This is a genomic window from Citrobacter sp. VF227 (genome assembly GCF_052950715.1).
The window spans coordinates 1-937 of the sequence record NZ_JBRFVF010000064.1; the positions used below are offsets into that span (position 1 = coordinate 1).

The 937-nt window shown below is 64.7% G+C and carries 3 protein-coding genes; all 3 read right to left on the bottom strand.

The features are described from left to right. Positions 1–288, bottom strand: a 288-nt coding sequence (locus tag ACU8YC_RS25020) for an HWE histidine kinase domain-containing protein (RefSeq protein ID WP_446895962.1), incomplete at its 3' end; no start/stop codon positions are given. Positions 289–319: 31 nt separating this feature from the next. Beyond that, positions 320–754, bottom strand: a complete 435-nt coding sequence (locus ACU8YC_RS25025) for a helix-turn-helix domain-containing protein (RefSeq protein ID WP_446895963.1) — start codon at positions 752–754, stop codon at positions 320–322. After that, positions 657–937: integrase core domain-containing protein (locus tag ACU8YC_RS25030; RefSeq protein ID WP_446895964.1), on the bottom strand; the 281-nt coding region annotated here is incomplete at its 5' end. The genes ACU8YC_RS25025 and ACU8YC_RS25030, both read right to left, overlap by 98 nt.

Consider the following 937-nt stretch of genomic DNA (forward strand, 5'->3'; position numbering starts at 1 on the left):
GAGCTCGTCCGAGACGAGCGTGTGCAGGCTGGCCTCGCCGAACGCATCCGTGATGGCGTGCACCCGGGCGATGGCGCCCAGGCGTCCGTCCAGGTGGGCGACGTAGGTGTCGATCTCCTCAGCGCTCTCCGCGGACCGATGCATGATCGTACGCAGCATCGCCATGGTGTTGCGCACGCCGTGGCGCAGGCTATCGGGCATACCCGCCTCATCGAGCAGCCGGCGCAGGCGCACATTGTCGGCGCGCAGGGCGGCGAGCTGGTCCGCCGCGTCATCGGGATCTGTCATGCCGCGCCTACGTCGATGCCGGGTATCTCTGCTAAGTCAGAACGCGTGCGTGCGGTTCATGCGGGCCTTGGAACAGCAGGCTCAACGTGTGCCGCCAGGTGAAGAGAGGCCGATCGAAATGTGCGGGCCGAGCCGGGGCCTCTGGATCGTGGATGGTCAGACGGCGACTGCGCAGGGTAATCGGACCTTGGCCGCGCAGCTCTTGGGGCGTGCGGTTGATGTGCACGCTGGTCTGGCCCATCGCGACCGCGAGATCGCTCCGCGTGATCGGCAACGGACAGCTCGCTCCGTCTGCGAGACCGACCGCCACCGGCCGCGCCAGCAGCGCACAGAACAAAGCGCGAGGCGCTCGATGGACTTGCTTCAGTTCAGTGGAGAGCAGCTTGGTGGTTGATACCCCTCTCGAACTGGGTGGGGCTTGTGAAGCCCAGCGCCGAGTGACGGCGGCAGGGATTGTAAAAGCCATCGATGTAACGGGCCAGCGCGATGGTGGCCTCGGCTCGCGTCTGGAACGCGGTGCGCCAGACCAACTCGCTCTTCAGCGTCTTGAAGAACGTCTCGACCATCGCGTTGTCATAACAATTTCCCTTGCCGGACATCGAGATCACGATGCCATGTCCTCGTAGTTCCGCCTGATACTCATTCGAAC

Coding starts and splice junctions, on each gene's coding strand:
- ACU8YC_RS25025 (WP_446895963.1), bottom strand. CDS start 754: ATGGCTTTTACAATCCCTGCCGCCGTCACTCGGCGCTGGGCTTCACAA.